Annotated in this window: 9 protein-coding genes; all 9 read right to left on the bottom strand. The window is 54.0% G+C overall.

The window, feature by feature from the left end; translation table 11 throughout:
• Nucleotides 1–364 (bottom strand): enoyl-CoA hydratase/isomerase family protein (locus tag VLV32_05695; GenBank protein ID HUL41378.1); only part of this gene is annotated, 364 nt, incomplete at its 3' end.
• Between the two features lie 30 nt (nucleotides 365–394).
• Nucleotides 395–1,621, bottom strand: coding sequence for an epoxide hydrolase (locus VLV32_05690; GenBank protein ID HUL41377.1), 1,227 nt, complete (start codon nucleotides 1,619–1,621; stop codon nucleotides 395–397).
• Nucleotides 1,622–2,022: 401 nt separating this feature from the next.
• The gene (locus VLV32_05685) at nucleotides 2,023–3,012 is read right to left on the bottom strand and encodes a zinc-dependent alcohol dehydrogenase family protein (GenBank protein ID HUL41376.1); all 990 of its coding nucleotides are present in this window, start codon (nucleotides 3,010–3,012) and stop codon (nucleotides 2,023–2,025) included.
• Nucleotides 3,013–3,109: 97 nt separating this feature from the next.
• Nucleotides 3,110–3,484, bottom strand: coding sequence for a hypothetical protein (locus VLV32_05680; protein HUL41375.1), 375 nt, complete (start codon nucleotides 3,482–3,484; stop codon nucleotides 3,110–3,112).
• A gap of 89 nt (nucleotides 3,485–3,573) precedes the next feature.
• Complete coding sequence (locus VLV32_05675; GenBank protein HUL41374.1) at nucleotides 3,574–3,912, bottom strand: hypothetical protein; 339 nt, start codon at nucleotides 3,910–3,912, stop codon at nucleotides 3,574–3,576.
• A 207-nt stretch (nucleotides 3,913–4,119) separates the two neighbouring features.
• Nucleotides 4,120–5,256: a catalase family peroxidase gene (locus VLV32_05670; protein HUL41373.1), complete on the bottom strand. Its 1,137-nt coding sequence runs from the start codon at nucleotides 5,254–5,256 to the stop codon at nucleotides 4,120–4,122.
• The gene (locus tag VLV32_05665) at nucleotides 5,195–5,659 is read right to left on the bottom strand and encodes an isoprenylcysteine carboxylmethyltransferase family protein (GenBank protein HUL41372.1); all 465 of its coding nucleotides are present in this window, start codon (nucleotides 5,657–5,659) and stop codon (nucleotides 5,195–5,197) included. The genes VLV32_05670 and VLV32_05665 overlap by 62 nt, the downstream gene beginning before the upstream one ends.
• Before the next feature lie 69 nt (nucleotides 5,660–5,728).
• Entirely contained in the window at nucleotides 5,729–6,103 is a 375-nt protein-coding gene (locus VLV32_05660; GenBank protein ID HUL41371.1) for a GFA family protein, read from the bottom strand.
• A gap of 186 nt (nucleotides 6,104–6,289) precedes the next feature.
• Nucleotides 6,290–7,144 (bottom strand): SIR2 family protein, encoded by an 855-nt coding sequence (locus VLV32_05655; GenBank protein HUL41370.1) that lies wholly within the window; start codon nucleotides 7,142–7,144, stop codon nucleotides 6,290–6,292.
• Nucleotides 7,145–7,501 lie beyond the last annotated feature (357 nt).

The raw sequence follows: 7,501 nt of genomic DNA, 5'->3' as shown, positions 1-7,501 counted from the left end.
GGCTGGCGAAGCGCATGTCGCAGGCCAGCACGAACTCGTTACCGATGCCGCGCGTGCGGCCGCGAATCTTGGCGATGCTCACGACTGGCGTGGACGAGAGGCGCAGCACAAAGTCGCGCCAAAGGCCCAGCACCTCTGGCCGTTCAGCTGCCTTGGATACGTCGAGATGGGCGATGAAAAAATCGGGATTCGCCGACTGGAACACTACGACCTTCACGGACGGGTCCGCTTCGAGGTCGGTCATTAGCGCTCCCAATTCGACGATCGTTGTGGGAACAAACGTGTTGATCGGCGGGTTGCTGAAGGTGATCGTCCACCGGCCCGGATAGGTGCGGTCGGTGTTGAACTGCGAAGTGTCAGGCATGGCGCATCTCCTCCTCTCTTGTGAAGAACCCTACCGCAGCGATCTGAAGCCCGCCCGAACCTCTTCTGAAAAGACCTTTGACTGTTCCCAGGCCGCAAAGTGCCCCCCCTTGGGGAGCTTGTTGAAGTGAATGAGCTTGGGGTACGCCTGCTCCGCCCAGCTCCGCGGAGCAGGATAGAGTTCGTCGGGGAAGACGCTCACGGCCGCCGGGACCACGACACCTTTTACGGCGAAGAACGACGCCCCCTTGTTCTCCCAATAGAGGCGGGCCCCTGAGAGCGCCGTATTCGTCAACCAGGTGAGCGTGATGTTGTCGAGGACGTCGTCTCGTGTGAGGCCTTCACTCCCTCCGGCGAAGACACGGGCGATCATCTCGTAGCTACGCGCGTCGTGATCAAGGAAATAAGCCGCAAGTCCGACCGGTGAATCCGCTATTCCGTACAGTGTTTGCGGTCTCAACCCCATCTGGAAGCCGTAGCCGATTCCCTTCGCATAGACGAAGCTCAGCCGCTCGTAAGCGAGCTTCTCGTCGGCGGAGAGATTCGCCGGCGCGGGCGCGCCGGAAAAGGCCAGCTTGTCGATGTCGAGTGGAATCACATTAGCCATGTTGGTGTGAATGCCCAGTAACTCCGGCGGCGCCTGCACGCCCATTAGCTCGGTGATGATTGCGCCCCAATCGCCACCTTGCGCCACAAATTTCATATATCCGAGGCGCTTCATCAGCACGGTCCAAGCGCGTGCAATGTGAGCGGGGTCCCACCCGGTCGTGATCGGCTTGCCAGAAAAACCATAGCCGGGCATCGACGGAATCACCAAGTGGAACGCGTCGGATGCATTTCCGCCGTGTGCGGTGGGATTGGTAAGTGGATCGATAATCTTCATCTGTTCGGTAATCGAGCCCGGCCATCCGTGCGTAACGATCAGCGGCAACGCATTTTCGTGTTTTGAACGAACATGAATGAAATGGATATCTAGCCCATCGATTTCGGTAGCGAAGTTCGGTAGGGCGTTTAGTTTCGCTTCGCATTTGCGCCAGTCGTATTCTGTCGCCCAATAGCGCGCGAGTGCCTGAATCGTCGCAAGCTGCACGCCTTGGGATGCATTCGCAACCGTTTCTCTTTCAGGCCACTTTGTTGCGTTAATGCGCCTCCGCAATTCGGTAAGTTCAGCTTCCGGAACATTCACCTGAAAGGGGCGAATTGCATTCTTGTTATCTGCCTGCTTGCTGCCTTGCTGTGTAGTACTGGCTTGGTTCATGGCGGTCTCCTTTCGGGGCTTAATGGATTAATTGCGAAAAGGGCGGACGGCGCCGGCTCCTGTCGCTGCGCGCTGATGACAGGGGCTTTGGCAGGGCAGCCGAAAAAGACTGGGCCGGGGGCGGCGAGCAGCATAAGGCCGAATGCACCGACCGCTACTGAGGCGGCAAGAAAGCCGCGCTGGATAGGCGCTGACGATTCTGCGGACATGACTACTTGTTGTTAGAATCCGACGCCAACGATGGCGGCAAAAATCCCATTTTGTCAATGGGCGGTATTGAAGAACCGATTAGAGATAACCTGCATCTTTGTCACGCAATTGTCATATTTCTGAAGTCTCAGCGAGTGATGAATGAAGCCGAGTCGGAAACAACCTGATTCGGCGCCTTCGGCTCAAACCTTTTAGACCGTCACTACAATTTTACCGATTTGTTGGTTCGATTCCAGGTAGCGGTGCGCCTCGACGATTTGCTCGAGCGGGAACGTCTTGGCGATCACCGGTTTTAGTTTACCCGTCGCCAATCCGCCGACGATAAACTTCTTGGCCCGTTCCAGACGCACTGCATCCCAAGTAATCTCGAACAGGACGTAGCCGCGAATGGTCAGCGACTTGCCGAGCACGTTCATCAGCGGCAGCGGAGTGGGCTCGGTGCTAAGGGCGCCGTAAATAAACAAAATGCCGCGTTCGGCCATTCCTGCAGTCAGTTTGGTAATCGCCGGTCCGCCCACCGGGTCGAACACGATTTCGGCACCCTTCCCGCCGGTGAGCCTCTTGACTTCGGCAACGACATCTTGCTCTTCGGTGGCGATAACCTGTGCCGCACCGGCGTCCAGCAACGGCTTGCGCTTGGTGCTTCGGCGCGTAAGCGCCACCGGCGTTGCGCCGACCATTCGCGCAATCTGGATGGCGGCAATGCCCACGCTGCTGGAGGCCGCCGGGATCAGGAGCGTATCGCCTGCTTTCATACCTGCAATGTCGATCAATGCGCCGTACGCGGTCGAATATTGCATCCAAATCGCCGCCGCCTCGGTCCATGACAGCGACGCGGGGTGTTTAGCGACTGCAAAGGCCGGCACGATAGCCGTATCGCCGTATACGCCGTACTGGTTCTGCGAGAACGCAGGAATGGTGCTGACCGCGTCGCCGACTTTAAGCCCCTGCACGCCTTTGCCGATTGCCTCGACGGTACCTGCTGCCTCGTACCCGAGGCGCGCGGGAAACTTGGGCTGTTCCAGGTAGGTGCCCGAACGGAACATCGACTCGGCGCGGTTTAGGCCCAGCGCCTTCACCGCAATGCGCACTTCGTCCGGTCTCGGCGACGGCATATCCACCTGATCGATCTTCAACACTTCCGGGCCACCGGTCTGGTGGAATCTTACGACGCGCGGCATGACAGTCTCCTTCTAAACTTTGGACGCATTTGCATGATCAACTTATTTTTTTGCATCATACGGGTATTTCAATAAAGCAAACGACTCGAGCGCGTTGTTAGGGACCAATCTCAAATAACGCGATTATAAGTCCACCAATGAGAGCGAATAGCATTGAGACCAGCCCCGCAAGTAAGGAAGAAAATACGAGAAACCTGGAATCGCTGCCCTCTCGTATCTCATGTCCCCGTGCCCAATGAGTCGCTGTCTTTATGCCAAGCCAAGCCATCATCGCCGTTACCGCGGCCAACGGTGCAAACGCTACAGCGATGGTGAAAAATAATCGTTCGATTAATCCAGTAAGCCAAGGAGGCACACTTTTCTCGCCTTCGGGCTTTTCTACTTTGTATTTATTGCGCAGCCACTTGAGAAATAGTTTAGTGCAGTAATGCCCGATTGCCAGCGAGAAGGCGAGCCCAATTATCCACTTCATTATTAACATGCCGCTCCTTTATGCCGGGAACAGATGACTTACGCTCTCACTCAGCGGCGTGCCGCCGCTCTCAAACGCGCGGTAAGGGCTCATCGCGCAAATACTAAAAATAGCGCTACGCATAACGAGATGGCGGATAAAGCGGCCGCAGCAATGCAAAGCAGGAATATCCGCCGTAGTTTTGATTCGGCGACGGAAGCCGCCTGCTCCAAGGCCGAGACTGTGCTTTCGAGCTGCGCGGCCAGTTCTTTGATATGGGCTGAGTTCTGGGATGCGGCCGATTGCAGCTCGCCAATCTGTTGCTGCAGCAAGAGTGCTTGATCCGCCATTGCTTCAATTTTTTTCTTGGTGAACGCCGGTGCCGCGGCGGAAATAATAGTTCCCAAATGTGGTAGAACAGCCTTTAGTGCAGGAACCAACCATGCCATAGATTCACCCTAAAGCGAAATAGTTCACCCAAAGCGGATTTATAGGGCAACATTTTGCGCGTCTCTTTGCCAGCCAGCAATGGAATCAAAGCGCCGTATTTGATGCAGAGTTTTTCTGCCGACAATTTACATTTTTAAATCCAAACTGATATTTCTAGACCTGACACCATTGTTCTCATGTTTTCTCTTTACGCAGATTCAGGCTGCTTAATTTCCTGAACGACGAGCAAAACTTATAGCGTAAGCGGGTGGGCGTGCGAGCAGGATCGGGTCGGCCGAGGCTCCAATCCCGTCGGTCAGATTCAATGGACTGAACATCAGCGTTTTTTCCACCTGCTGGCTGTCCGGCAGGACTTTTTTCAGGGTCAGAATACCCAGTACTACCCGCGGCCTATTGTCCGGCCATATTGCTGTGCCATCATCGATTACATCATTCTTTTCTGCCAACTGAACTGAAATACGGAATTTTGCCGGTCCTTTCTTAAGCCGCGCCGGTAATTCTTCCATCAAATAATCAGGCGCAGCTTTTGCCGCCTGCTCCTTGGTCAACGCATGCACGCCTGCCAAAGGCGTAATGCGATAGCGGCCATAACGGATTTTTCCACTGGCGTTGGTGAAGCTGAAGGCATTCACACCATAAAAGGCCAGCGTTGCAAAGCTCACCGGGGGCGGCGCGGGTGTTGTGACAAATTTCTTCGCAGCGGGGTGCGTGGCCAGAAACTTCTCAACGGGTGATGGTTTTGGTGCATCAGGACCGCTGGCAGCGACGGCGTTAAGAAACTCTAAAAACTCTTCCGGCGTAGCCGCAGGAAAACCATTGATTGAAATGCTGACGATATCGGTAAAGGCGCCATCTGCCAGTTGAAAGCGAATGGCGATGCCGTGCGGACTGGCATCAGCGCTGGCGTCCGGAATCGTCGGCACGCCTGTGGAGTCAGAGAATCGCACGAGAACCGGGCTGCTGGCTTTTTGCAAGTGCGGGGCTTTACTCAAACTTGCTGCGCTGGCAGCAGGTGTAAACGTACCGCTGACCATAATGCCCTTAGCGTGGTTGGCGCGATAACCTTTGTAAGGGCCGTGGGCCAGTTTGGTCAGGGAGTCAACCAGCTGTTCCACCACGGGTTTGTCGGAAGTAGAACTCGTGTCATCAGCGTGCAAGACGTTGGCCGCGCTGAGAAGAAGTGCAATTGTGATTATTTTTACTGCGAACACTTTAGTATTGGAAATTTGCATGTTGTCACCTTCGGCAGTTATGGAAAATGTTATGCCCTGGATATTATTTTCAGAGATATCTTCGAACCTTGGAACAGTACTGCCGATAGCTCTCGCCGAACTTTGCTTCAAGGTAGCGCTCCTCGCGCAGCACAACTCCGCGATGCATGAGGATGAGAAGCGGGACTAGCACGACAATGCCCCACCACGTATTGACGGCCAAGGCGAGCCCCAAGTAGAGAAGCGTTAGGGCCATATAGAGGGGATTACGGGAAAAACGAAACGGGCCCGATGTGACGATGGCCGTGGTGGGAAGCGAGGGATTCACGTTCGTACCTGCAGCCCGCAAAGCATTTCTTCCCCATATCGCGATCGCGACGGCAAGTACGACCAACGCGCGGCCGGGCCAGAGACCAACGGCATCCTCAAAGATTGGCATCGGCCAGAACCAGCGAACCGCAAGAACAACCGCAAACGCGATGCCGTAGAGCAACGGCGGGAGCATGATGACGCCAGCGTTGTCTTTTTGTGTCATTGCCCCATCTCGCATACAGCCAACGTGCCATTCAGCGGCGAGGGTCGGCGCCTCCGCTGGAATGAAACGTTAGGCTGGATTAACGACAGAATAAGCTTGACCGTCATTTAAGCCCACCTCCAGGGAAAGCGAATCAACACCATCGAGACAACCGACATTGATGCCGTACTGATCCGGTGCGACACGAGGGCGGTGGAACGTATAAATGCCGCAGACTTTACAGAAGTAGTGTTTTGCCACTTTAGAATTAAATTGATACATCGACAGATACTCCTCCCCGGCTAATAATTTGAAGCATTCAGGGGGAACCCGCGTCATTATTGCGCCCCTACGTTTGCATATCGAGCAGTTACAACGCTTTGCCGGGTCGAGTGTCGATTTAATTTCAAACTGAATCTTTCCACAGTGACAGGAGCCACGATAAGTTTTCATTTCGCCTTGCATGATTCTTTCCCCGGGGATACCTAACTAGAAATAGTTCGCCTACCAAAGGCAGCTTTAATTTGCGGCATTTTGCGCGTGTCTTTGTCATCCCGCAACGGGATCAAAACGCCGCATTTGATGCAGAGTGTTTCCACGGAATAGTCACTTTTTTACTTCAATACTAATATTTCAGGGCCTCGGTCCCTATTATCGTCCTAAAAAGGTATCGAGTTCGCGCCGAGTAATCATTTCAGTAAATCCTCCATCAGACACTCCGTATTCACTTAAAACGCCCGCCGCAACCAGTCGCTCAGCGATATCCTTTGCTGCGTTTCCGGACCCTGCGACGATGTAACCCCTTACCGGGGAACGGAGTGCACTCGAGAGTAAGTTCAAGAATTTCTGTTCCGTAGCACGCCAACCAATTACAAGTAACCGGCTTGTTAGTGGAAGCAGGGAAGTGAGGAGATCCAGATGATCGGTTGGACACTCGAAGTCAGACTTGTCCATCAGTGGAATAGCAATCGCTGGCACGACTAGTTCCCCATTTAACATGCCGCTTGGATACTCACTCACAATTTCAAAGTCATGGAATTTGAGGCCCGACGCACGCTCAGTAACCGCCTCAACCGCGCCCCATTGATTCATACCTTCAGCGACATCGCGAGCGAAGATTCCTACTCGGCGAACCCAGTTAATTGAACCGTGAACCTTGAAAAGTTTAAACCGTTCGCTCGATGTGTAATCGCTGAGCTTTGCGATGGGTACTCCAGCGCTCCTGAGCGCGTCCTCGATTATCCGGTCGTAGTTGAAAGTGACAATGCAAACCGGATCCCCCGGCTGGCGCCATCGGTCAATCTGGTCGAGTAAAGACCTGTGGTTCGTAACGTGGCCGGCGACCTCATGTATCCAGTGATTTTCGCTTTGCCACAGAATATATTGAATGTAGTACCGGACCACCATCAGTTGCTGGAAACGAATCGGGTATTCAGGCGCTTCAGCGGCGATCTCCTGAAGCTTCTGCTCCAATGACTGTCCGTGCCGCGCTTGAAGAAGTGGCACGATTGGATGGAAGCTAGAGAACTCAGACATGCCGCGACGGAAATTTGGGCGATTCTCGAAAAGCGAGTCCGCGAGCGGTGGCCTTTCGTTGAAGTCATTGGGCGTAGGTGGAGGGTAGGCGGGAACGGAGTCGTACGACGCCCCAGCCCCAAGAATGACTAACAGCATTGGATGGGGAGTTTTTCCGCGGTCGATTTACTTTTTTGCATCAATACTGGTATTTCAAGACCTGACTACTGCTTTTTTTCGAAAGTGTAGTCAGTCGGGTGCAAGCTGCAATTAGACCCCATTACTTGAATACTTTTTCAAAGATATCGTCGTCCTCGCCAGGATAATATGCGCTTGGTAGCTCCGCAA

It is taken from the genome of Burkholderiales bacterium (genome assembly GCA_035518095.1).
Classification (GTDB): Bacteria; Pseudomonadota; Gammaproteobacteria; order Burkholderiales; family JAHFRG01; genus JAHFRG01.
Note: the sequence above shows the minus strand (reverse complement) of the source record. Positions and strands in the feature narration are given on the sequence as shown.